The 23,596-nt window shown below is 63.2% G+C and carries 19 protein-coding genes; 6 read left to right on the forward strand and 13 right to left on the reverse strand.

The window, feature by feature from the left end; translation table 11 throughout:
* The first annotated feature begins 3 nt into the window (after positions 1–3).
* Positions 4–444: a type II 3-dehydroquinate dehydratase gene (locus tag IEX27_RS09845; RefSeq protein ID WP_188720876.1), complete on the forward strand. Its 441-nt coding sequence runs from the start codon at positions 4–6 to the stop codon at positions 442–444.
* Between the two features lie 162 nt (positions 445–606).
* Here the strand turns inward: IEX27_RS09845 and cysG are convergent, their stop codons facing one another.
* The 11 genes from cysG to IEX27_RS09900 form a co-directional block, all read right to left on the reverse strand.
* The gene (gene cysG, locus IEX27_RS09850) at positions 607–2,064 is read right to left on the reverse strand and encodes a siroheme synthase CysG (protein WP_188720877.1); all 1,458 of its coding nucleotides are present in this window, start codon (positions 2,062–2,064) and stop codon (positions 607–609) included.
* On the reverse strand, positions 2,036–4,708 hold the full coding sequence (locus IEX27_RS09855; protein WP_188720878.1) for a nitrate reductase: 2,673 nt from the start codon (positions 4,706–4,708) through the stop codon (positions 2,036–2,038). The genes cysG and IEX27_RS09855 overlap by 29 nt, the downstream gene beginning before the upstream one ends.
* Positions 4,709–4,713: 5 nt before the next feature.
* Positions 4,714–5,043, reverse strand: a complete 330-nt coding sequence (gene nirD / locus IEX27_RS09860) for a nitrite reductase small subunit NirD (protein ID WP_188720879.1) — start codon at positions 5,041–5,043, stop codon at positions 4,714–4,716.
* Between the two features lie 4 nt (positions 5,044–5,047).
* On the reverse strand, positions 5,048–7,498 hold the full coding sequence (gene nirB, locus IEX27_RS09865) for a nitrite reductase large subunit NirB (protein WP_188720880.1): 2,451 nt from the start codon (positions 7,496–7,498) through the stop codon (positions 5,048–5,050).
* 20 nt (positions 7,499–7,518) lie between these two features.
* Complete coding sequence (locus IEX27_RS09870; protein ID WP_244630317.1) at positions 7,519–8,814, reverse strand: MFS transporter; 1,296 nt, start codon at positions 8,812–8,814, stop codon at positions 7,519–7,521.
* Between the two features lie 329 nt (positions 8,815–9,143).
* Positions 9,144–10,355 carry a CmpA/NrtA family ABC transporter substrate-binding protein gene (locus IEX27_RS09875; protein ID WP_188720881.1) on the reverse strand — a complete coding sequence of 404 codons (1,212 nt, stop codon included), beginning with the start codon at positions 10,353–10,355 and terminating at the stop codon, positions 9,144–9,146.
* Positions 10,352–10,954 (reverse strand): ANTAR domain-containing response regulator, encoded by a 603-nt coding sequence (locus IEX27_RS09880; protein WP_188720882.1) that lies wholly within the window; start codon positions 10,952–10,954, stop codon positions 10,352–10,354. The genes IEX27_RS09875 and IEX27_RS09880 overlap by 4 nt, the downstream gene beginning before the upstream one ends.
* Before the next feature lie 85 nt (positions 10,955–11,039).
* Positions 11,040–11,828, reverse strand: a complete 789-nt coding sequence (locus tag IEX27_RS09885) for an HpcH/HpaI aldolase/citrate lyase family protein (protein ID WP_188720883.1) — start codon at positions 11,826–11,828, stop codon at positions 11,040–11,042.
* Complete coding sequence (locus tag IEX27_RS09890; RefSeq protein ID WP_188720884.1) at positions 11,822–12,667, reverse strand: HTD2 family dehydratase; 846 nt, start codon at positions 12,665–12,667, stop codon at positions 11,822–11,824. Before IEX27_RS09890 ends, IEX27_RS09885 begins: the two co-directional genes overlap by 7 nt.
* Positions 12,657–13,778: a CaiB/BaiF CoA transferase family protein gene (locus tag IEX27_RS09895; protein ID WP_188720885.1), complete on the reverse strand. Its 1,122-nt coding sequence runs from the start codon at positions 13,776–13,778 to the stop codon at positions 12,657–12,659. Before IEX27_RS09895 ends, IEX27_RS09890 begins: the two co-directional genes overlap by 11 nt.
* Positions 13,778–14,938, reverse strand: a complete 1,161-nt coding sequence (locus tag IEX27_RS09900) for an acyl-CoA dehydrogenase family protein (protein ID WP_188720886.1) — start codon at positions 14,936–14,938, stop codon at positions 13,778–13,780. The genes IEX27_RS09895 and IEX27_RS09900 overlap by 1 nt, the downstream gene beginning before the upstream one ends.
* 103 nt (positions 14,939–15,041) lie before the next feature.
* Here IEX27_RS09900 and IEX27_RS09905 point away from each other — a divergent pair, with 103 nt between their 5' ends.
* Both IEX27_RS09905 and IEX27_RS09910 read left to right on the forward strand, forming a co-directional pair.
* Complete coding sequence (locus IEX27_RS09905; protein WP_188720887.1) at positions 15,042–15,974, forward strand: LysR family transcriptional regulator; 933 nt, start codon at positions 15,042–15,044, stop codon at positions 15,972–15,974.
* Between the two features lie 148 nt (positions 15,975–16,122).
* Complete coding sequence (locus tag IEX27_RS09910) at positions 16,123–16,935, forward strand: carboxylesterase family protein (protein ID WP_188720888.1); 813 nt, start codon at positions 16,123–16,125, stop codon at positions 16,933–16,935.
* Position 16,936: 1 nt separating this feature from the next.
* On the opposite strand, the gene IEX27_RS09915 is transcribed toward IEX27_RS09910, so the two are convergent.
* Both IEX27_RS09915 and IEX27_RS09920 read right to left on the reverse strand, forming a co-directional pair.
* Positions 16,937–17,869 (reverse strand): PfkB family carbohydrate kinase, encoded by a 933-nt coding sequence (locus IEX27_RS09915; RefSeq protein ID WP_188720889.1) that lies wholly within the window; start codon positions 17,867–17,869, stop codon positions 16,937–16,939.
* Positions 17,862–18,962 carry an ABC transporter ATP-binding protein gene (locus tag IEX27_RS09920; RefSeq protein ID WP_188720890.1) on the reverse strand — a complete coding sequence of 367 codons (1,101 nt, stop codon included), beginning with the start codon at positions 18,960–18,962 and terminating at the stop codon, positions 17,862–17,864. Before IEX27_RS09920 ends, IEX27_RS09915 begins: the two co-directional genes overlap by 8 nt.
* 76 nt (positions 18,963–19,038) lie before the next feature.
* Between IEX27_RS09920 and IEX27_RS09925 the strand changes: the two genes are divergently transcribed.
* Genes IEX27_RS09925 through IEX27_RS09935 form a run of 3 tightly spaced genes read left to right on the forward strand, consistent with a single transcriptional unit; the run spans position 19,039 to position 23,587 of the window.
* Complete coding sequence (locus IEX27_RS09925) at positions 19,039–20,229, forward strand: ROK family transcriptional regulator (protein WP_188720891.1); 1,191 nt, start codon at positions 19,039–19,041, stop codon at positions 20,227–20,229.
* A complete protein-coding gene (locus IEX27_RS09930; protein WP_188720892.1) occupies positions 20,230–21,585 on the forward strand; it encodes a hypothetical protein in 1,356 nt (451 codons plus the stop codon).
* Positions 21,578–23,587 carry a TIM-barrel domain-containing protein gene (locus tag IEX27_RS09935; RefSeq protein WP_188720893.1) on the forward strand — a complete coding sequence of 670 codons (2,010 nt, stop codon included), beginning with the start codon at positions 21,578–21,580 and terminating at the stop codon, positions 23,585–23,587. The genes IEX27_RS09930 and IEX27_RS09935 overlap by 8 nt, the downstream gene beginning before the upstream one ends.
* Positions 23,588–23,596 lie beyond the last annotated feature (9 nt).

Genomic DNA, 23,596 nt, shown 5'->3' on the forward strand with positions numbered 1-23,596 from the left:
CCCATGAAACCGATCTACATCCTCAATGGCCCGAACCTGAACCGTCTTGGCAAGCGCGAACCGGAGATCTACGGCACCACGACGCTGGCCGAAGTGGAAGCGTGGTGCCGGGAAGCTGCGGGCGAGCGGCCGGTCGAGTTCCGCCAGACCAACAGCGAGCAGCAGCTGATCGAATGGGTGCACGAAGCGATTGACGAGGGTGACGGCATCATCATCAACCCTGCGGCCTTCACCTTCACGTCACTGGCGCTGCTGGATGCGCTGAAGATGTTCCCGGGCCCTATCATCGAGTTCCACATCAGCAACATCCACCGCCGTGAACAGATCTACCATCGCTCCTACGTCTCCATGACGGCCACCACCGTCATGGCGGGACTCGGTGCGCAGGGCTATCCAATCGCCGTCCAGGCGCTGGAGTCACTTATCGCGCGCGGGGCGAGGTAAACGAAGAGCAACCTCATAGCCGGGTCAGAGCCATCAAGCGCCGCTACGAACGTGCTGCCGTACTGGCAAGAAAAACTGGATCGTTTCCGATCTTCGGAAAACCGGAAACGATCCAGATACCCTCATGGCTGGGTCAGGGGGGATACCATGAGGGCTGGGGAACTACGCAGTTGCTCTCGCCTGCTGTCGTTCAAGGTTGAATTGTCCAACGACGGCCCGCTGCCGGAACACCTCGCCAACCGCGATCAGCACCGGCTGTCCCTGGCCGATCTCGTTGCAGCAGGCTTCCAGGCCCGCAAGGTTCGTGCGGCGGATGATCTCGGTGGAACGGCCGATGTCTGCGCCAACGGCAACAGGAGTGTCGGCAGACATTCCATGCTCGATCAGGGTCGCGGAGATCGCCCCGGCGGTACGGCCGCCCATGTAAAAGACCGTGGTCGCGGAACGGTCGGCGATCGCCTTCCAGTCCACGTCCTTCGGCAGGCCGCCGTGGCGCGAGTGGCCGGTGACAAAGCGCACCGACTTTGCGCAGTCCCGATGCGTCAGCGACACGCCAAGCCTTGAGGCCATTGCCAGCCCCGCCGTCACGCCCGGCACAACGTCGTAGCCGATGCCGGCCTCTTCCAGCGCCTCAATTTCCTCGCCCGCGCGACCGAAGATCATCGGATCACCGGACTTCAGCCGCACCACGCGGAGGCCAGCCTTGGCGAGCTTCACCATCATCTCGTTGATCTCATGCTGCTTGCAGCTGGGTCTCCCCGCGCGCTTGCCAACAAGAATCCGCTTTGCCTCCCGGCGGGCGAGTTCCAGCACTTCGTCAGAAACGAGGTCGTCAAAGAGGATCACTTCGGCGGCCTGCAGCGCGCGCACTGCCTTCAGGGTCAGCAGCTCGGCATCGCCCGGGCCTGCGCCGACGAAAGTAACATGCCCCTTGTTCTCAACCGCCGATGCGGCAGCATGAAGCTCTTCCAGCGCATCCTTGCCGGGGCGAGAGATGAAGGCGCGATTGACGAATTGCTCCCAGAAGGTGCGCTGACCGGAGGCAAAGGGGACCTTCTCGGCAAGCGACTTCCGCCAGCTATGGGCGAGATCAGCCCACTCGGCTATCTGGGCGGGCAGAAGCGTTTCGATCTTGCGACGGATCGCCTGCCCCAGAACCGGTGACGCGCCAGAGGTGGAGACACCCACCACAACCGGCGAGCGGTTGACGATGGTCCCGAACTGGAACTGACAATAGTCCGGCTTGTCGATGACGTTGCAGGGCGCCCCAACTGCTGCCGCAGCCGCGGTGAAGGCAGCCGCCTCTTCCTCCTCCTCGGCGTCAGCAATGGCGATTGCAGCGTCCTTGAGATCGGCAGGCTGCCAGCGGCGCGGCGTGAGCTTGAGCGACGGCGTGCTTTCCGCAAGCGCGGCCATTTCAGTGCTCACGTCCTCCGGCTCTGCAAACACCTCCACCTTTGCGCCCGCAGCGCAGAGAAGTTCAGCCTTCCAGGTTGCCGCCGCAGTGGCGCCTGCGACCACCGCGCGCTTGTCCGTCAGCCGGAAGAACAGCGGAAGAATGCTGAGCGCACCTATGCGCGGGGTGGCGGTTTCATTCTGCAGCATGGAGAGGGATCTCATCGATGATCTTCCTGATTTCTGAGCGGCAGGAGCCGCAGTTGGTACCCGCACTCGTGGCCTGCCCGATGGCCGCAATGGTGCGGCAGCCGCCCGCAACGGAGGCGGCGATACGGTTGACGTCCACGTTGAAGCAGGAGCAGACGATGCGTCCGACCGAAGCGACCGGCACAGGCGAGCGGCCCGAAAGCAGCGCCATGCGCTCAGTGGACGAAAGCGGTTCCCCGCTAGCGAGCAACGTTTCCAGCCAGTCGCCCGGCGGCAGTTGCCCGGGCTGGGCGACAAGCAGCGCTTCGGCCAATGCCCCATCGGCGTCGAGTGCAGCGGCACGGTAAGTCAGCCCGCGCCGGTCCGTGTATTCGACGAGCTGCGAGCGCGGCGAGGCATCGAAGAGCAGGCGGCAGAGAAGGATGCCCTCGTCCGGCGTCTCCGTGCCGCTCAGCGTATAGACCCAGCCGCCGTCGGCCGGTCTGCGCGTCCAGTGAACAAAGCCGGTAGGCCGAAGCTCCCGGCGTGTGATCAGGATGCCAGCCCAGGCGACAGCCTCGCGGCTGATTTCGACCGGCACGTGCTTCAGTTCGGGCTGCCCGGAGAACGGATCGGTGATCGGCGTCGCGAGCGGTCCTACCCCGCCATTGGCGGAAAACTGGCCGTTCCAGTGCATGGGCAGGAAGGCATTACCCGGCTTCTGCGCCTCCGAGACGCTGACCCGCGCGCGGGCAAAGCCATATTGGCTTGAAACACGAGCAAGGTCGCCGTCCTTCAGTCCCAGACTGCGGGCATCTTCCGGCGCGATTTCAAGGGCCGGTTCCGGCGCATTTGACATGAGGCGCGGTACGCGGCCGGTGCGGGTCATCGTGTGCCACTGGTCGCGCAGACGACCCGTGTTGAGAGCGATCGGGCGGCTCGCATCGACATTGAGCGCAACGCCCTCCTGCCGCACGGGCACGAAGCGGGCGCGGCCGTCCTGCGTCGGGAAACGGGACCCGAGCAGCCGCCTGGAAGGCTCGCCCGCACGTGGCTGCGGCCAGAGCCGGGGCGCGAAAGTCTCATAGTCCGCGTCGCTGATCGCTTCCAAAGCGCCGATATCGAACAGCCGTTCGCCATGGTTCTCGTAGGCCGAGAGTGCCGCATGCTCGCGGAAGATGGCGGCTGGACCCTCGAAATCGAAAGCTGCGTCAAAGCCCATGCGCCTTGCCACATCGCAGATGATGCGCCAGTCGGGTCGCGCTTCGCCCGGCAGCGGCAGGAAGGAGCGCTGGCGCGACATGCGCCGTTCTGAATTCGTGACCGTGCCGCTCTTTTCGCCCCAGGTGGCCGCAGGCAGGAATACATCGGCGTAGCGCGTGGTGTCGTTGCGGGTAACGTCTGAGACAGCGACGAAATCGCATGCTTCCAGTGCAGCGCGCACCCGGCGGGCATCCGGCATGGAGACGGCGGGGTTGGTGCCCATGATCCAGAGCGCCTTGATCCGCCCTTCGCCAACTGCGCGGAACATGTCGACTGCCTTGAGGCCTGGCTTGCGGGCGATGTCCGGCGCATTCCAGAAGCGGGCGACACGGTCGATCTCGACGGGATTTTCGAAGCCCATGTGAGCGGCGAGCTGGTTCGCAAGCCCGCCCACCTCGCGTCCGCCCATGGCGTTCGGCTGGCCGGTGACGGAGAACGGACCCATGCCGGGCCTGCCGATCCGTCCTGTCGCCAGATGGCAGTTGATGATGGCGTTCACCTTGTCGGTGCCGTGGGCGGACTGGTTGACGCCCTGGCTGTAGACCGTGACCGTGTGATCCGTCGCGGCGAAGAGTTCGTAGAACAGGCGAACGTCCGCTTCAGCGAGTCCGCAGCGCTGCGCTACATCTGCTATCGAGGAACCATCTGCGGAAGCAATAGCAAGCGCTTCGGCAAACCCGGTGGTGGACGCGTCAACAAAGCTTCGGTCGACAATTCCCGCCCTTTCCAGATGCGCCAGCAGACCATTGAAGAGCAGCACGTCCATACCGGGATCGATGGCGAGATGAAGGTCGCACTCGTCTGCAGTTGCCGTCCGGCGCGGATCGATCACGACGATCTTCGTGCCCCGCTTCTCCCGCGCGGCAAGCAGGCGCTGATAGAGGATCGGATGGCACCAGGCCAGGTTGGAGCCGGTCAGCACCACAAGGTCGGCATCCTCGAAATCCTCGTAGAGGCCCGGCACGATGTCCTCACCGAACGCCCTCCGGTGCCCTGCCACCGAGGAGGCCATGCAGAGCCGCGAATTGGTGTCAATGTTGCCGGAGCCGATGAACCCCTTCATCAGCTTGTTGGCGACGTAATAGTCCTCCGTCAGCAGCTGGCCGGAGACATAGAAGGCGACGGAATCCGGACCGTGTCTGGCGATCGTCTCGGAGAAGCGCTCGGCCACGAGATCGAGTGCGGCATCCCACGAGGCTGGCTTGCCACCCATTTCCGGCGTCAGCACCCGGCCTTCAAGCCCGGTGGTGAGACCCAGCGCCGAGCCCTTGGAGCAGAGCTTGCCGAAGTTCGCCGGATGGTCCGCGTCGCCGCGCACGGTCACCTCGCCGGAGGGCGCCACGCTTGCGAGCACGCCGCAGCCAACGCCGCAATAGGGACAGGTCGTCTTCACCTCACTTCTGGGCCCAGCCTGCATGAGCCCTACTCCGCCGCCATCAGTGCAGGTTCGAGGCCGATGGAGATGCGCCCGTCGACCACCCTCACCGGAATGGTCCTGACCGAACCCTCGTCCGCGCCCTGCGCCTCGCCGGTCTCGAGCGAGAACACCCAGTTGTGCAGCGGGCATGTCACGGAAGCGCCGTGCACGATGCCCTGGCTCAAGGGCCCGCCCTTGTGCGGGCAGTGATCGTCGATGGCGAAGATCCGGTTATCTGCCGTGCGGAACACGCCGATCTTGCCTTGCGGAGTTGATACACAGCGCGCGCCGCGTGCGGGAATGTCTTCTACGGTGCCGATTTCAAACCAGTTCATCATTTCACTCCGCAGCAGGCTGGAAGGACAGGTTGGCCATGGGCCGGAACTCGTGCTTGTCCTTGCCGGACACGCGCTCCGACCATGGATCGACCTGGGCGAATTTCTGGCTGAAGACGAAGCGGTCGAAGTAGGCCTTGCGGCGCTCCACATCATCGAGCACCTGGCGGCGGATCTCGTCATGGCCGATGCGCTTCGCCCACTTGTAGATACGCTCGAGATAGCGGGCCTGTTCGCGGTACATCTGCGTGAGCGCGACGATCACCTCCAGCGCCTCATCCTCGGTCTTCACGAGACCCAGAACATCGGTGCCCTTGATGTCGAGGCCGGCGGCTCCCGCAAAATGGATCTCAAAGCCGGAGTCGACGCAGATGACCCCAATGTCCTTGCAGGTGGCCTCGGCGCAATTGCGCGGACAGCCCGATACGGCCAGCTTGAGCTTGGCAGGCGTCCACGAGCCCCACATGAACTTTTCGATGCGAATACCGAGGCCGGTCGAATCCTGCGTCCCGAAGCGGCACCAGTCGGAGCCGACGCAGGTCTTCACCGTGCGCAGGCCCTTGGCATAGGCCTGGCCGGAGACGAAGCCCGCCTTGCCGAGGTCGGCCCAGACGGCCGGCAGATCTTCCTTGCGGATGCCCAGCATGTCTATGCGCTGGCCGCCGGTGACCTTGACCGCCGGGATCTGGAACTTGTCGACCACGTCAGCGATCGCCCGAAGTTCTTGCGACGAGGTCATGCCGCCCCACATGCGCGGCACGACGGAATAGGTCCCGTCCTTCTGGATATTGGCGTGCACACGCTCGTTGATGAAGCGGGACTGGTAGTCGTCGGCATATTCATCCGGCCAGTCGCAAACGAGATAGTAATTGAGCGCCGGGCGGCACTTGGCGCAGCCGCAGGAGGTCTTCCACTCCAGTTCCTGCATGACGGCGGGAATAGTCTTCAGCCGCTTCGCCTTGATGAGGCGGCGCACGTCGTCGTGTCCGAGATCCGTGCAGCCGCAGATAGGCTGAACGGCGGCGGGGTTGTAGCTGTCGCCGAGGGTCAGCGTCATCAGCTTCTCGACGAGGCCGGTGCAGGTGCCGCAGGAGGCGGAAGCCTTGGTATGGGCCCGCACGTCATCAAGCGAGGTCAGGCCCTTGGACGTGATGGTGGAGACGATCTTGCCCTTGCAGACGCCGTTGCAGCCGCAGATTTCCGCATCATCCGCCAAGGCTGCAACGGCTGCCAAAGGGTCCGCGGAGGCGCCCCCCTGGAACGACTGGCCGAAGATGAGCGTGTCGCGCATCTCGGAAATATCGGTCTGCTTCTTCTGCAGATCGGCAAACCACGGGCCATCGGCCGTCTCGCCAAAGAGCACGGTGCCGATGACGCGATCCTCCTTCAGGATGACGCGCTTGTAGACGCCGGCACTTGCGTCGCGCAGCACGATCTCTTCGCGGTCATCGCCATCGGCAAAGTCGCCGACAGAATAGAGATCAATGCCGGTGACCTTGAGCTTGGTCGGCGTCTCGACATGGACGAATTGCTCCCCGTCCGAGCCAGCAAGCGTGGCGGCCGCAACCTTCGCCATCTGGTAGAGCGGCGCGACAAGGCCGTAGACGCGACCACCCACTTCGGCGCATTCGCCCAGAGACAGAATGTCCGGATCGGACGTGCGCATCTGGTCGTCGGTGACGATGCCGCGGTTGACGGCGAGCCCAGCCTGCTGCGCCAATCCAGCGTTCGGGCGGATGCCCACGGCCATCACCACCAGCGTTGCCGGAATGAAGGTGCCGTCATCGAGCTCTACGCCCTCAACACGCGTCTCGCCGACGATGCGCTTCGTATTCGCCCTGGTCACAACCTTGATGCCCCGGGCCTCGATCGCCTTCTGCAGGAGATAGCCCGCAGCCGGGTCAAGCTGACGTTCCATCAGCGTCGGCATGACGTGGAGCACGGTCACGTCCATGCCGCGCTCCTTGAGGCCGGCGGCGGCTTCGAGGCCGAGCAGACCGCCGCCAATGACGATGGCCTTCTGGCGCGACTGTGCGGCGATCAGCATCGCGTTGACGTCGTCGAGGTCGCGATAGCTCAGTACGCCGGGCAGATCCTTGCCGGGCACGGGAATGATGAAGGGCACGGAACCGGTGGCGATCACCAGCTTGTCATAGGGCTCAACAGCGCCATGCTCGGACGTGACGGTCTTCGCCTCGCGGTCGATCTCGACAACCTTGTGGCCCTTGTAGAGCGTGATGCCATTGGCGACGTACCAACCGTCGCCGTGGATCACGATTTCCTCGTAGCTCTTCTCGCCCGACAGGACCGGCGACAGCATGATGCGGTCGTAGTTCACGCGAGGTTCTGCGTTGAAGATACTGATCTGATAGCGGTTTGGGGCGATCTCCAGCAGATGCTCAAGCATCCTGCCGGGGGCCATGCCATTGCCGATGATGACGAGTCTCTCGGTCATTTCCAAAGTCTCCTGGGAATTCATTCTGCGGCAGCCAGCCGTGACGCGCGGGTGCCGGTGCGCTCCATGCGGCGGATTGCGAGGTGCATCCACGCGAGGCAGATCGCCACCAGCGCGAAGAGGATCATGAAGCAGCTCGACCAGATGCCGGTGAGGTCGTTCAGCGCGCCGAACACGATGGGGAGGATGAAGCCGCCAAGCCCGCCGATCATGCCGACCAGACCGCCGACCGCGCCGACGCTGCCCGGATAGTAGACAGGGATGTGCTTGAAGACGGCGGCCTTGCCGAGGCTCATGAAGAACCCGAGCACGAATGCGACGGCGATGAAGGCGACAGGCCCGATTTCCATGTGGAAGCCGATCGTTCCGTCAATCCCGCGCACGGAATAGTCGGTCGGCGGGATCGACAGGACGGCGCAGCAGATGGCGGTGACGATGAAGGTCCAGTAGAGGATCGTGCGGGCGCCGACCCGGTCCGAGAGCACACCGCCATAGGCGCGGAAGATCGATGCCGGGATGGAATAGGCCGCACCGATCATGCCTGCCGTGGCAATGTCGAAGCCGTAGACGCCGATCAGGTAGCGTGGCAGCCAGAGCGCAAGCGCCACGAAGGCGCCGAAGGCGAAGAAGTAGTAGAGCGCGAAGCGCCAGACGCGCAGGTCACGCAGCGGCGCGAATTCGGCGAGGAAGCTGCGGGGTTGGCCAGCACCGGTGCGCCTGCGCTCAACGATGACCGGGTCATCTTCCGTTGTCAGCCAGAACACAATGGCCGTCAGTGCAAGGGCGGCCGCCCAGACAAGCGCGACGGCTTCCCAGCCCCATGCCATCAGCACAAAGGGGGCGGCGAACTTGGTGATAGCGGCACCCACATTGCCGACGCCGAAGATGCCGAGCGCCATGCCCTGCCTGGAGGCCGCGTAGAAGCGCGAGACATAGGCGACGCCGACGGCGAAGGAACCGCCCGCAAGCCCGAGCCCGAGCGCTGCCACCAGCATCTGCGTGTAGGTTTCAGCGAAAGCGAGCAGGAAGGTTGCAAGCGAGGCTGCCAGCATGGTCAGCGTATAGACCAGCCGTCCGCCCAGCCTGTCGGTCCAGATGCCTAGCAGCATGCGGACGAGCGAACCCGTCAGGATCGGCATGCCCACCAGAAGTCCGAACTGCGTTTCAGTAAGGCCAAGCTCTTGCTTGATGCGCACGCCGATGATCGAGAAGATCGTCCAGACCGCAAAGCAGACGGTAAATGCGATGGTGGACATGGAGAGCGCCCGGCTGGCCGAGCCGTCGTTTGCCTGAGGGTTAAGGGCAGTTTCGGTCATTTCTGACTCCATCATCAGCCTGGAGTGAAAAACAAAAAAGTCGCCGGCCAGCCCTTGCGCGATCCGGAACTGGACCATGCATGAGACTGATCGGCGGCTTTGCCTGGGAGCGCCCGTCATTGGACGCTGAATGGGTGGGCCCTGCGTCGGGCCTACCGATATCACATGCACGAAACGTGCCAGTTTTTGGTCAGAGATTTTTCTGACGGTGATTCAGGCGCTTAACAGCGTCGCGCGATTTTTGTCTCCTGCCCGCCTGAACAGAGGCTGCGCAGAGTGCTGATCAGATTTTGTGCAGCGCATCAAAAAGTAGCAGATGCTGGGAGGCTTCAGGATGCCAGATAATCAACAATGTGATCGGGATCGAACACCTTGCCATCGAAGAAGCCATCCGGGCCAAGGACAAGGCTTGCTCCAGCGGCACCAACAGGCATGGCGGTCGTCAATGCACCTTCCACCTTCGCATTGGCGCCCGGCAGTGCAACGCCCAGAGATCGCAGACCGCGGCGGTAGAGATCCGGGCGGTAGCTGTCGCGGGCGATCAGCTCGTGTTTGGGGCTTGCTCCAACCTGTCCCCACCGCACCATCTGGCTGTAGAACCAGAGGGCGTGGCTCTGCCATGGGAAGGTTGCGCCCTTGTCGTGCGGCACGAAGAAGTCTGCGACCGCAATGATAGAGCCGTCCCCCTGCTGGATCTGCCCGGTGAGCGCCGGCATCAGCCATTCCGACGGGCAGTTGACATATTCGGCCCGTGCAAGCAGGGCCGCGAGTTCAGCGTGATTGGCGGCATCGCCGCACCATTTCGCCGCGCGGTAGAGCGCGCGCAGCAGCCGGTCGAGCGTGTCGGGATTGGCCATGGCCCAGGCTTCAGACACGCCCAGCACCTTTTCCGGGCTCGACTGCCAGATCCGCGATTTGGTCGTCACGATGTGGCCGATGCCAAGGATCGCCGCGCTCGAATTCCATGGCTCGCCGACGCAATAGCCGTCGATCCTCCCCGCTGCGAGCGCATCGCGCATCAAGGGCGGCGGGATCACGACCAGCTCCACTTCCCGGTCCGGATCGATGCCGCAGGCGGTGAGCCAGTAGCGCAGCTCGTAGTTATGGCTGGAATGGGGGTGAACCACGGCGAAGCGCAGCTTCGTCTCGTCGTTCCTGCGATCCAGCACTTTGCGCAGCGCCGTCCCCGCCGAAGCCGGGTCGAGGTCGGGCCTGGCCCCCTCCTCGCTCATCTCTGCCCAAAGCGACTTCGAGACAGTTACCGCATTGCCGCCGAGCCCCAGCGCCATCGGCGCAATGGTGCGCACGGCGAGCGGGGCGAGGCCAAGGTTGAAGGCAATCGGCATCGGCGCGAGCATATGGGCGGCAGCAAAGTGACCAACGGCCAGACGGTCGCGGATGCTCGCCCAGGAGTTTTCGCGCACGAGCACCAGCTCGATCCCCTCCTCCGCCGCGAAGCCCACTTCGCGGGCGGCGACAAGGAGCGCGCTGTCGAGGAGCGGCAGGAAGCCTACGGGTACGACGCTCACCTCGGCACTCATGTGTCACCTCCGGGCCCGAGCAGATCGGCGGCGGTGATCAGGCTCTGCGCGATCTCGGCAATCTTACGGTTCTGGTTCATCGCGGTACGGCGCAGGAGCGCATAGGCCTCCTGCTCGGAAAGGCCGCGCGACTTCATGAGCAGCCCCTTGGCGCGGTCGATCAGCTTGCGATTTTCGAGCTCGCTGCGCGCTTCCTCAAGCTCGCGCGCCATGCGCGAGAAGGCGTTGAAGCGGCTGATAGCCATGTCGAGGATAGGCTTGATGCGCTCCTTGCGCAGTCCGTCGACCACGTATGCCGACACCCCCGCCTCGATAGCAGCCTCGGTGGACGCACTATCCGTGCGGTCGACGAACATGGCGATCGGCCTTTTGACGGCGCGAGTGAGCTGGAACATGCTTTCCAGCATGTCGCGGTTGGGATTTTCTAGGTCAATGACGATGACGTCTGGTTCAATTTCGGCGATGGGCCGGGCAATCCCCGTCATGTCGTGGATGGTGGCGACCTCGCCGTGACCAGCTTCGCGCAAGCCCTCCTCGATCACCGCAGCGCGAATACGGTTCTCGTCGATGATCAGGATGCGAAGGGCGCTACGACTCATGGAGCGAATTATTTACGCGTATCAAGCCCGGATGTAATGGGAAATTGTTCCCTCCCGTGCGCCCTTCGAGGTTGTTATCGTCCGCTCAACCCGCCTGTTCGAGAATGGCTCGGGCGCGGATGCGCACCGGTTCGTCCACCATCGCGCCATCGACGCTGACAGCGCCGTCACCTGAGGCAAGGACCTTCCTCGCCCAGACAAGCTCGTCTTCCGACGGACGGAAGGCTGTCACAACCGGCTCGATCTGGGTCGGATGGATGCAGAGCTTCCCACCCATGCCAAGATCTCGGGCGTGAAGCGCATCGTCGCGAGCCTTCTCCGGGGATTTGACCTCCACCGTCACCCCATCAATGGGTGCTGCGATGCCGGCGAGGCGCGACGCCACCACCAGTTCAAAGCGCGCCGGCAGGAGGATGTCACGCTTGTGGGCGCAGCCGAGATCCGCACAGAAATCGACCGAGCCAAAGGCAAGTTGCACCACGCCTTCCGCGTCGGCAATCTGGCGCGCATTGGCGAGCCCCCGGGCGCTTTCGATGAGCGCGATGACCGGCTTCTGCACTTCGCCGGCGAAACGCTCGACCGCCAGCGCATCCTCTGCCTTGGGCAGAATGATTGCGGCGAAGGGCAGCGACCGCGCATATTCGATATCCGCGTCGTGCCAGGGCGTCTTGTCGGCATTGACGCGCAGGAGCACCAGGCGATCGGTAAAGTCCGTCGCCAGAGCCTCGCGCGCATCATTCTTGGCCTCGACAGGAACGGCATCCTCGAGATCAAGGATCACCGCATCAGCTCCGGAAGCGGCAGCCTTGGCAAAACGCTCCGGACGGTTGGCCGGAACGAACAGAAGGGTGCGCAGGGTTTCAATCGCTACCACGATGCCCGTGCCTCCATGGCGATCGGACCGCCGACGCGGGCCGTCCAGAGCACCAGGCCGTTCTCGTCTTCGCGCGCGTTAATGGTAAGCGGCTCATTGTCGAACAGCGGCGACAGGCTGCGGAACTCGAACCTGGCTGGTGCCCTGCCCTTCAGCCGCTCGGCAAAATGAATGAGGAACGTCGCCTGCATGGGCCCATGCACGACCAGCCCCGGATAGCCCTCGACGTCACGCGTATAGGGCAGATCATAGTGGATGCGGTGACCGTTGTAGGTGAGTGCCGAATAGCGGAAGAGGAGCGGCGTTGTGGGCACGATCGTCTCGCTCCACTGGCCTTCCGGCGCTGGCGTCGCAGGCTTCTTCGGCTGCTGCCCCGGCTCCGTCTTGTCGAAGTCGCGGTAGACAATGTCCTGCCGTTCGTTGATGGCAAGCTTGCCGTCGCTCTCGATGCAGTGGTCGACCGTAACAAAGCAGAGCGTTCCGGAGCGGCCTTCCTTCACCACCACATCGCGAACGGTGGAGCGGCGGCTCGCCTTGGCGCCGACATGGATCGGGCTGACGAACTCAAGTGCTCCGCCCGCCCACATGCGACGCGGCAGCGGCACCGGCGGCAGGAAACCGCCGCGCGCCGGATGGCCATCCTCGCCAAGTTCCGAGGTTTGAGCCGCAGCAGGCGCAATGCAGAAGTGGACGAGCTGCGGCGCGACATCGCCCGCATTCACCGCGCCCGGACGATTGAGCATGGCGTTGAAGCGGGTGACCAGCCCGGCGCTCGCCTCTTCCTCGCAGACCTCCTCGCGGCCGATCCACTGACGCAGATGCTCAAGATCAAGCTGCATTGCCTTCTCCTTCCGTATTTCTGGGCAAACCCGGCACCGCACCATAGTGGCGCATCTCACCGGCGAAAATGGCGCCTGGCGCAGGCATGGTGACCGCGCCGTTCGGCGTGTCTACGGTGATCCGGCGCAGGTGCGGGTGCGTGGAAAGACCCTGCATGTCATTGACGCTGGCGAAGGCCACATCCGCGCGCAGGATCGCTTCGGTCGCCTGTGCCAGACTGCGGCGCGCGAAAGCTTCTCCCACCAGTGCATCCGTCTCCGTGCGGTTCTGGACCCGGTTCAGGTTGCGGGCGAAACGCGGATCGGTAGCAAGCTCCGGTTGCTCCAGAAAATGTTTGGCCAGATTGGCCCATTCGCGGTCGCTCTGCACGGAGATCAGCACCTGAGCTCCATCCGCGCAGGTGAACACGCCGTAAGGAGCGATCGAGGGATGGGCGAGACCAACACGCTTCGGGGTCTTGCCGCCTTCGTGGTTGAGGAGTGGCACCGTCAGCCAGTCGGCCATGACGTCGAACATGGAGATGGTTATCTGCGTGCCCTTGCCCGTAATGCCGCGCTGGATCAGCGCTTCCAGAATGGCCGCATGCGCCGTGGCGCCCGTTGCGATATCGACGATCGAGATGCCGACGCGGGCTGCGCTTTCCGGACCGCCCGTGATGGAGCAAAGCCCCGACTCTGCCTGGATCAGGAGGTCATAGGCCTTGCGCTCGCGCATCGGGCCATCCTCGCCATAGCCTGTGATGGAGCAGGTGATGAGGCGCGGGAACTCCTGCTGCAGCCGCTCCGGCCCAAATCCCAGACGCGCCAGTGCGCCTGGTTTGAGGTTCTGCACCAGAACGTCCGCCGTGCCCAGCAACTCCGCGAGCATCGCCTTGTCTTCCGGCTTCGACAGGTCAGCGACGAGGCTTTCCTTGCCGCGGTTGAGCCAGACGAAATAGCTCGACTGGCCCTTGGCCACATCGTCATAGCCGCGGGCGAAATCGCCCTCCGGCCGCTCGATCTTGATAACGCGCGCGCCGGCATCGGCCAGCCGCGAGGTTGCGAAGGGGGCTGCCACCGCTTGCTCGATTGCGACGACGGTCAGCCCTTCCAGTGGAAGACGTCCCGCCATCAGAAGCTCCGTGGCAGGCCGAGAATGTGCTCGGCCACATAGGAGAGGATCAGGTTGGTCGAGATCGGCGCCACCTGGTAGAGCCGCGTCTCGCGGAACTTGCGCTCCACGTCATACTCGCAGGCAAAGCCGAAACCGCCGTGGAACTGCAGGCAGGCGTTGGCCGCTTCCCAGCTCGCCTTTGCGGCAAGGTACTTGGCCATATTGGCTTGTGCACCGCAGTCCTCGCCGGCATCATAGCGGCGGCAAGCCTCAAAGCGCATCAGGTTTGCAGCCTCGACCTCGATGAAGGCTTCGGCGATAGGGAACTGAACGCCCTGGTTCTGGCCGATCGGACGGCCGAACACGTTGCGCTCGGAGACGTATTTCGAGACGCGCTCGGTAAACCAGTAGCCGTCGCCGATGCACTCGGCCGCGATCAGCGCGCGCTCGGCATTGAGGCCGGTCAGAATATATTTGAAGCCCTTGCCCTCCTCGCCGATAAGGTTTTCTTCCGGGATCTCGAGATCCTCGAAAAAGAGCTCGTTCGTTTCGTGGTTGACCATGTTGGGGATCGGCTGGACGCTCATTCCCTTGGTCATGGCTTCCTTGATATCGACCAGGAAGATGGAGAGGCCTTCCGACTTCTTCTTCACCTCGGCGAGCGGCGTGGTGCGCGCGAGCAGGATCATCAGGTCCGAATGCTGCACCCGGCTGATCCAGACCTTCTGGCCGTTGACGACATAGCGGTCGCCCTTCTTCACGGCCGTTGTCTTGAGCTTGGTGGTGTCGGTTCCGGTGGTCGGCTCCGTCACACCCATGGACTGCAGCCTGAGGTCGCCCGAAGCGATCTTCGGCAGATATTTCCGCTTCTGCTCCTCCGAACCGTGCCGGATCAGCGTGTTCATGTTGTACATCTGACCGTGGCAGGCGCCGGAATTGCCGCCCGAACGGTTGATCTCTTCCATGATCACCGAGGCCTCTGTCAGTCCTAGCCCGGCACCGCCGTATTCCTCCGGGATCAGCGCGGCCAACCAGCCTTCCCTCGTCAAGGCTTCAACGAATTCCTCCGGGTAGGCGCGCTGCTCATCAACCTTGCGGTGATACTCATCAGGAAACTGCGCACAGAGCGCGCGTACGCCATCGCGGATGTCAGGGAAATTGTCGAATGAGGTTTTCATGAGCAGGCCTTCAGGAAACTCGATTAAAGCAAGAGAAGGCTAGCGCCGCCGATAATGCAAATATATCTTTGTGCTAAGAGCAATAACATTTTTATATGGACGCATGGACCTCCGGCAGCTTCGCTACTTTGTCGAAATCGTGGAACGCGCATCGCTGACGCGCGCGGCGGAGCGGCTGAACATTGCCCAGCCAGCCCTTTCCATTCATCTGAAAAACATGGAAGCGGAGCTTGGCACCGCGCTTCTCGTCCGCTCGCGCAACGGCCTCACCGTGACTGAAGCCGGACAGATCCTGCTCGCCCATGCGCGTCGCGTGCTCTCCGAGCAGGAGAATGTGCTGGATGAAATCCGCAACCTTGGCTCCGAGCCTATGGGACAGGTTCGGATCGGCGTGCCTGGTACGATCGGGCCGCTCATCACTGTACCTCTGATCGAGGCTGCCCAGCGGCTATATCCAAAGATCCGGGTGACCGTGTCGGAAGGGATGAGTGGCTTTGTGATCAACTGGCTGAGCGAGGGCCAGATCGATCTTGCAATTGTCTATACGGAGCCGAACGAAAAGTTGCTGCGTTCCGAGGTCATCCTGAACGAGGAAGTCTTCGCTATCTCGCAGCCCGGAAAGCTGCCGGGCGAGCACGTGGACATCGCGACCCTGGCCGAACTTCCCCTCATTGTTCCCAGTCATGGACACGGGCTGCGGATGCTGATCGACGACTATTTCGCCGAGCACGGGACCGTGCCCAGGATCGCGATGGAAATCGACTCCTTTTCCAGCATCAAGGCGCTGGTTGCGCGCGGTCACGGCGCTTCGCTACTGCCAATGCATGCGGTGGCAGACGAGCTCTCAAACGGCCAGATGGAGGCGCTGCCTGTGCGCGAAAAGCCGTTCCAGCGCAACATTCTCCTCGCCTACCAGTCAACAAGACCTATGACGCGCTGCCAGTCGGCCATCCACGGTCTCCTGCGCACCACCATGATCGAGGTCGCGCAGAGCGGTGGCTGGCCCGGTGCGAACATGATCAACGCTGCAGGCTAGTGGTCAACCGCGGTCGTCAAGGCTGAATGACGATTCCTTACCACTGTTGCCTAACTCCACTAGCGCGCGCCAACGATAGGCATAGCATCGCCCCTCTGGAGCAGTTTTGAGGAAAACTGCGAAAACAAGAACCTGGAAGGGGGATACGATGGGCAGGATCTTCACGCTGGCTTTGGCCGGCAAGGCCCTCGTGGCGGCATTGTTTCTGGGTCTGGCCCTTGGTGGTCACGCTCACGCGCAGAAGTTCGCCGACGCAAAGATGGCGAAGGCGGTACCGGTCGAGATGGACTATCTCCTCTACTTGCCGAAGGACTACGACGGCAAGGCGGGGGAAAAATTTCCGCTGGTGGTCTATCTCCATGGCGGCGGCGCATCGGATCTTGGCGGCGTGCGGCGCAATTTTCTGCCGAGCCGGGTTGATCGGGGCGAGGAGTTTCCCTTCATCATGCTCGCACCGCGCAACCCGCGCAAGCGCGAGTTCTTCCCGCAGGAATGGGTGCAGACGCTGGTCGAGGAGATCGCTGCAACCCACCGCGTGGACCGCGACCGCCTCTACCTGATCGGCTATAGCCGCGGCGCGTTCGCAGCCTTCCAGATCGTACAAAACTATCCAGGCACCTATGCGGCACTCGTGGCCGTGTCGGGAGGCGGCATTCCGCAATATCTGGATCGCGTGCGGCCCGACATGCCGGTCTGGGTTTTCCACGGCACGGACGACAGCACGATCAAGCTGATCGAGTCCGTTGCCATGGTGCAGCGGCTGAAGGACCTTGGCGGCGGGCGGGAAATCCGTTTCACCGTCTATGAGGACGCGGGCCACACCGAGACCGAGCGCCTCGCCTTCTCCGAACCGAAACTGTTCGATTGGCTTTTGAAGCAGACCCGCGCGAAACCTGAAGACCTTGCGCCAGTGGCTAAGTTGCCACTGGAGGAGGAAAAGAAAACCGCCGTGCTTCGGTAGGTCAGACAAGCGTAAAGGACGGATTGAATTCCTTCAGCGCCTCGGCGGTTGGCAGGCCTGCGCGTCCGCCGGGCTTGCTGCATTTCAGCGCCGCGACAGCGTTGGAAAAGGCAAGCGCCCGCTCGATCGGCCATGAGCGCGCGAGCGCAAGCGCAAGCGCACCATGAAATGCATCGCCCGCACCCACCGTATCCACGGCGCGGATCGCAGGCGGGACCATGTTCCGTACCTCGCCGTCGGCAAGCCAGAAAATGCCCGCTTCGCCATCCGTTACACCAATGAGCTTGTGGCCCGGACGCTCAGCGCGCTTCAGCCCTTCCGCGATCTCTTCCGTGCCGGAGAAAGTGGCAAGGCCCGGGCGGGAGAAGACGACGTGATCGGCGGCTGAGACGATGGCTTCGACGTCTTCACGCGGATGGCGCGAGATATCGGCATCGAGCACGCGGGGAATGCCTCGTTGCGCTGCTTCGGCATAGGCCTTGAGAGCGCCGTCGGGCCACGAGAGGTCGCAGAGCACCGCGCCGTGACTGCCAGCCGGATCGAACCACGACGCGTCGCGCGGCAGATCCGGATCGGCATAGGCGACGATCAGACGTTCACCATGCTGGTCTACAAGGATCACCGACGACGGAGAATGATGACCGGGGATGAGCCTAAGGTGCTGGGTTTCAACGCCCTCGCCCCTGAGTTCGTCACGCAAGGCGCGCCCTGTCGCGTCCTCTCCAAGGCGACCCGCGAAAGATACCTTGCCGCCAAGCCGGGCGATCGCAACACTTGCGGTTGCAGCCGGTCCGCCGCCCACTGCCATGCGCTCGCTGGCGTAGATTTTGACGGGGCGCGTCGGGATCTCCGGCACGCGCAAAATGATGTCCTGAATAGTGAGGCCGACGCAGAGGACCTCGCCCGCCACTTGTGCAGGAACCGCTTCAGACAAGGGCCGCACCCGTTTCGGGATGGAAGAGGTGCAGGCGGTCGGCATCGACCTGGAAAGTCCGCTGGCGATCGCCGACTTGAACCGCGCCGGGCTTCGTCCGCGCCATGATCGTCTGGCTGCCGAGGTTCACCATAGCCATGGAATCCGCGCCGTGATCCTCGACCAGCACGATGTCCGAGGCAAAGCCAGCCTCCCGCGAAGCGTCTGCACCTTCCGCGAGCGAAATGTGCTCCGGACGCAGGCCGATCTCCACCCTGTCAACGTTTGTGTTGCGCAAAGCGGCGGCGCGTTCAGGCGGCAGCACGATCTGTTGCTCGGGCCCAAAGACGAGGCTCACCCTTTCGCCTTCCTGGCTGAGACTTGCCGGGAGCAGGCTCATGGGCGGCGAGCCGATGAACGTTCCCACAAAACTGTTCGCCGGACGCTCGTAGATTTCCATCGGCGTACCGATCTGCTGCACCTCGCCGTGGCGCAGCACGACGATGCGGTCGGCCATGGTCATGGCTTCTATCTGGTCGTGAGTGACGTAAACGCTGGTGGTGCCGAGCGCCATCTGCAGCTTGCGGATCTCGATGCGCATGCCGACGCGCAGCTTCGCGTCGAGGTTGGAGAGCGGCTCGTCGAAGAGGAACACGGCGGGATCACGGATAAGCGCACGGCCGAGCGCCACACGCTGGCGCTGACCGCCCGACAGCGCGCGGGGCTTGCGCTCGAGATAGTTGTCGAGCTCCAGCATTCCCGCAACTTCCCTGACACGGCGCGCGATCTCGTCGGCCGGCATGTCGCGCATCTTCAAGGCAAAACCCAGATTCTCGGCGACCGACATGTGTGGATAGAGCGCGTAGTCCTGGAAGACCATCGCCATGTCACGGTCACGCGGAGCAGTGCCATTGAGGCTGCGCCCGTCGAGCAGGATCTCGCCCGATGTGATCTCCTCAAGCCCTGCGATCATGCGCAGGAGCGTGCTTTTTCCGCAACCCGAAGGGCCCACAAGCACGATGAACTCGCCATCGGCAACCTCAAGATCGACGGCTTTCACGGCAGCAACCGTTCCGAATCTCTTCTCGACAGCGCGCAGTGTAAGACGTGCCACTTTTCCTCACTCCCGTATTGACTTCCAGCCAAACTAAAGCACACTAATTACACAGTGTAAATATCAAGGGAAGTCGATGAGCGGACGGCCGGCACCAAGAAGCAGACGAGAGACACGGGCTGTCGTGCTCGAGACGCTTTTGCGCCGTGGCGGGGCTTTTCGTCCGCATATTGCGCGCGACGCGCAGCTGACGGAAGCCAGCGTTTCCCGCATTCTTGCAGAATTGCGTAAGGAAGAGATCGTCGACGAGATTCGCCAACCCGCGCCCTATGCAGGCGGTCCGACAGCTCTTATTACATTAAGTAACAACATCTATGTTGCCGGTATCGAGCTCTCCAACAATCGCCTGTCCTTCAGCATCGGCGACGTGAGCGGCACGATCGATTACGTGGAGCGGGTGCCCGTTTCGCCGCAGCTCGACCAGGCGGAATTCGAACGGATCTTCACAGGCTGCCTTGCCACCATGGGCAAGTGGACGGCCAAGCGCGGCGTATCTGTCCGACAGGCTGCCTTCTCGCTGCCGGGCTACAGCAATGCAAACACCAACCCGATCTTCCCCTGGGACATGGAGCGGCTGCGCAGTTTCCTGTCGGACACGATGCAGGGCGTGCCGCTTTCCATCACCAATTCAGTGATCGCGCAGGCAGCCTTCCACCGCTATTCGGGCAACTCGTCCTATCCGGCGACGGGCGACCACCTCTTTCTCTTCGTGGGCCATGGCGTCGCCGGCGTGATCGTCAACGAATCCGCGACGATCGAGGCATTCTCGCCTTTCGAGCTTGGCCACATGGTTCTGGAGCGCAACGGGCTCGCCTGCCGCTGCGGCCATCATGGATGCCTCGAAGCCTACACATCGCTGCGCGCCATTTCGAAAATCGTCGGCGTATCAGAGACCGAAATCCTGCAGCGCGGCGACCGCTTTCTGGACCAGCTTGAGCTTAAGGCCGAGACGCGCGAGCAGCTGCGTGAACGCCTGTTCCTTTTGGGGCTTGGAACCGGCAATGCGCTCAACCTGCACCCGCTGCCTTCGGTCGTGATCAGTGGCTGGCCATCGCTTCTGGCGCCGGAAGACCGGCAGGCGATCATCGAAGGCATGAACGAGAGCCTGCTCGGCGGGTTCGATGCGAAGCGCATGCAGGTGTCGTTCATCGCCCCGTCCATCGGTACCGATCCGCAGGCGGCGCTGAACTATGCCGCCTATTGTTTTGTGCGCGCGGGAGGGCTCGACACAAGAGCCGAAGAGCGCCACGTGGAGGAGAATGCCTGAATGAATGCACCACAGGTGGCCAGCAAGATACAAGCGGCTGAGCGGCGGACAGGTGTCCTGTTCGTGGGATCGCCGCTCTTCCCGGAAGATGCGGCGAACGAACTGGTGGCCCGCACACGCGCACTGACCGATGGTGGTCTCAAGGGCCAGCTGAAGCTTGCCGACCGGCTGGGCCGTGACCGGGCAAGCTGCGCTGCCGCCCTGCAGTCGCTCGACATCGACACGCTCGACGGGCTCGTCGTGCAGACCTCGACCTTCTGCCCGGCCGAACTCTTGAGCGAGGTGTTGTCAGCAATCGGACACCGCAGGCTGCCGATCGCCATCTGGGCGCTGGAAGAAGACAACGAGATCGTCACCAACTCGCTTTGCGGCGCGCAACTCTGGGCCTCCACGCTCTTGCGTTACGGCATTCGCTCCTCGCTCCTGATCGGCAATCCGGAAAATGGCGAAGTTGCCAGGGATCTCGCGGCCTTTGCTGCTGCAGCCCGCGCTTTCCAGAAGATCGATGGATCGCGCATGGCGCTGGTGGGCGCGCATGCGGACTGGTTCACAAATCTCGCCGTCGATCCATGGGTGCTGAAGCGGCTCCTGAACGTGACGGTAGAGCAGATTTCACTCCCGCGCTTCATCGCCACCTGCAAGGCGGACGAAGTTGCGGAGAGGAAGGCAGCCGAACGCTGGGCGGAAGCAAGCTTCGACGGCGGTGACGCCGAGAACAGCCGACTTATCCTCGGGCGCACCTGCGCGCGGCTGGAAGCCGGGTTCAACAGCATTCAGGCCGACGCCGTCGCCATCCGCGACTGGCCGGAAATCCTCTATGCGCCGGATTTCAAGGGCACATGGGCCGCACTCGGAGAGCTGTCCGACCGCGCCGTGCCAATCGCGCCCGAAGGCGACGTCATGGGGGCGCTGACGGCGCTTGCCATCCGTGGTTTCGACGCGGCTTCCCTGCCCTTCCTGACCGATATTTCCGGCCTCGACAGGGCGAACAATCGCCTCGTGCTCTGGCACTATGGTGTGAGCCCCCGCCTCGCCGATGGTCCGCGGTCGCTCGATCCGGTGCTGAAACAGGAAACGTTCCCGCTGAAAGCCGGTCCGCTGACGCTGCTGCGACTTTCGATCCGTGAAGACGGGAAGCTGCGCCTGTTTGTTGCCGAGGGCGAGGTTGAGGCGGAGCACCCGAAGGCAAACCGCGCGGCGGGTTTCTTCCGTGCGGCGAAATCGGGCGCCGAAGCACTCGTGCGTGGCTTTGTCGAAGCGGGCTATGAGCATCACGTGACCGCCGTCTACGGCCATTGGGCAGACGCCGCCCTTCATCTCGCACGCCAGATCGGCGCGGAGGTGGACCGTGCCTAACCAATCTGGCTTTACTGATCTGCTGCCTCTGAAAGCCGCCTACCGCCCTGCCCTTGTCGGCTGGCGCGCGAATGGCGGCTCATGGACGACTGCCTCCTTTGGCGAACAGACCGACGTCGACGTGCAGGTGACTGCACTGGAGAACGGGCGCAGTGTCCGTATCAGTGCAGTTCGCAGGGATGCAGCGGCGATCGAGATCGCCATTCCGGTTTCCGGCGATTTTCAGGTCTTCGGCGGCGGCGAAAGGTTCGAGACGCTCGACCTGCGCGGCCAGTCGGTGCGCTACTATCTGGAAAACTTCGGGCTTGGAAACGGCACCTACCTGCCAAGCCCATGGCTCGCGACAACGCTGGGCTATGGCGTGTTCCTGCCTGACGAAGCGCCTGCGGTGTTCCACATCGCGCCATCCTTCGATCCAGGCATGCTGCGCATCCAGGTCGAGGGAGACCGGCTGGAGCTTGAAATCCATCTCGGCAACCTGGGCGAACTTTACGCTCAGCTGATCGAGCGTATCGGTGCGCCGCTGATGCCCGAAGACAGTTTCTTCGGCCTCTGGAAGGCGGGCGACTGGCGCATCGAGAATGCAAAAACCGTCGACGCGGACGTTCGCGGGTTTGAACAGATGGGCCTGCCGATGGCGGTAAAGCTCATCGACGCCTACTGGTCAGACGAAGTGCATTCCTTCGCCTTCGACGAGAAGAAATATCCGCAGGCAGCGAAGATGGTGTCCGACCTCGCCGCGCAAGGCACCGACATCTATCTCTGGCTTTGCCCCTGGGTGGTGGTGGGCACGCGCTCTTTCGCCTTCGCCAAGGAACGCGGCTATGTGATCGTCGACAAGAATGGCGAGCTTATCACTCGCCGGCCGGGCGCAAACCCCAACATCATCGCGGCCCTCATCGACTTCTCCAACCCGGAAGCGCGGGCCTGGTGGACCGAGAGCCTGCGCGGCCTGCTACGCCAGGGCATCAAGGGTTTCAAGGCGGATTTCGGCGAGCAGCTGCCTGAACATGCAGTGCTGAAATCCGGCGAAACCGGAGGGCGGGCGCACAACGCTTTCGTGCGGTATTATCTCGAAGCGACAATCGACGCATTCGACGGCAAGACGCCCGCGATCATCAGCCGTTCGGGTTCGCCACGCGTGCGCGCCCCGATTTGGAGCGGTGACCAGACCTCTGACTTCTGCCCGAAGACCGGCCTGCCATCGGCCATCCGCGCCGTGCAAAGTGCCGCCCTTTCCGGCTGGTCCTTCATCGGCAGCGACCTTGGCGGCTATTTCGGCACGCCGACGCCGCAGGTCTTCGCCCGCTGGACGCAATTCGCCTGCTTCACGCCGCTGATGATGCTGCATGGCCTCGGATGCCGCGAACCGTGGGACATGGATGAAGGATCGCTCGCGATCTACAAGCGCTATGCCGCTCTTCATCTGGCGCTGCTGCCGACCTTCCAGAAGTTCGGCAAGGTGGCAGCCGAAGGCGGACTGCCGCTGATGCGCATGATGCCGCTCGCCTTCCCTGAAATCCAATGGCGCGGCATCAACGATTGGGACCAGCAGTACATGCTGGGTGACGACCTGCTGGTCGCCCCGGCTGCCTTCTACGGCAATACCCGCGCGGTCTATCTGCCGGCAGGCGAATGGTACGACGTCTTTGCCGGCGAATGGGTAACGGGGCCGGCATGGCGCGTCCATGACATGCCGATCGAGAACATTCCGCTCTTCGTGCGAGAAGGCGGCAGGATCACTCTGGCGGCGGACGCGGAGAGCCGTGAGGCGGCCGTTCTGGTGTTTGCAAAGAACCAGGAGGATTTCAGCGCCCTTGTCTCAACAGACGAAGACGGGTGGGCCGTCCGTTGGGCAGGTCTCGTGGGGTCGGGCGGGCGCTCGAAAAATGCAGATAACGAAGCTGGGGGCGGTTCAAGGCCGGGCATTCCGGCGGAGGACTGGTTCGGACCGGAAATCGTGTGGTCCGCAGTGGATAGTGGCGGCAGGCTTAGTCCCTGACGTCTGTTC

It is taken from the genome of Nitratireductor aestuarii (assembly GCF_014641695.1).
GTDB lineage: Bacteria > Pseudomonadota > Alphaproteobacteria > Rhizobiales > Rhizobiaceae > Chelativorans > Chelativorans aestuarii.

Coding starts and splice junctions, on each gene's coding strand:
- IEX27_RS09855 (WP_188720878.1), bottom strand. CDS start 4,708: ATGCAGGCTGGGCCCAGAAGTGAGGTGAAGACGACCTGTCCCTATTGC.
- IEX27_RS09905 (WP_188720887.1), top strand. CDS start 15,042: ATGGACCTCCGGCAGCTTCGCTACTTTGTCGAAATCGTGGAACGCGCA.
- IEX27_RS09910 (WP_188720888.1), top strand. CDS start 16,123: ATGGGCAGGATCTTCACGCTGGCTTTGGCCGGCAAGGCCCTCGTGGCG.
- IEX27_RS09880 (WP_188720882.1), bottom strand. CDS start 10,954: ATGAGTCGTAGCGCCCTTCGCATCCTGATCATCGACGAGAACCGTATT.
- IEX27_RS09890 (WP_188720884.1), bottom strand. CDS start 12,667: ATGCAGCTTGATCTTGAGCATCTGCGTCAGTGGATCGGCCGCGAGGAG.
- IEX27_RS09845 (WP_188720876.1), top strand. CDS start 4: ATGAAACCGATCTACATCCTCAATGGCCCGAACCTGAACCGTCTTGGC.
- nirB (WP_188720880.1), bottom strand. CDS start 7,498: ATGACCGAGAGACTCGTCATCATCGGCAATGGCATGGCCCCCGGCAGG.
- IEX27_RS09895 (WP_188720885.1), bottom strand. CDS start 13,778: ATGGCGGGACGTCTTCCACTGGAAGGGCTGACCGTCGTCGCAATCGAG.
- IEX27_RS09930 (WP_188720892.1), top strand. CDS start 20,230: ATGAATGCACCACAGGTGGCCAGCAAGATACAAGCGGCTGAGCGGCGG.
- IEX27_RS09870 (WP_244630317.1), bottom strand. CDS start 8,814: ATGACCGAAACTGCCCTTAACCCTCAGGCAAACGACGGCTCGGCCAGC.
- nirD (WP_188720879.1), bottom strand. CDS start 5,043: ATGAACTGGTTTGAAATCGGCACCGTAGAAGACATTCCCGCACGCGGC.
- IEX27_RS09900 (WP_188720886.1), bottom strand. CDS start 14,938: ATGAAAACCTCATTCGACAATTTCCCTGACATCCGCGATGGCGTACGC.
- cysG (WP_188720877.1), bottom strand. CDS start 2,064: ATGAGATCCCTCTCCATGCTGCAGAATGAAACCGCCACCCCGCGCATA.
- IEX27_RS09925 (WP_188720891.1), top strand. CDS start 19,039: ATGAGCGGACGGCCGGCACCAAGAAGCAGACGAGAGACACGGGCTGTC.
- IEX27_RS09875 (WP_188720881.1), bottom strand. CDS start 10,355: ATGAGTGCCGAGGTGAGCGTCGTACCCGTAGGCTTCCTGCCGCTCCTC.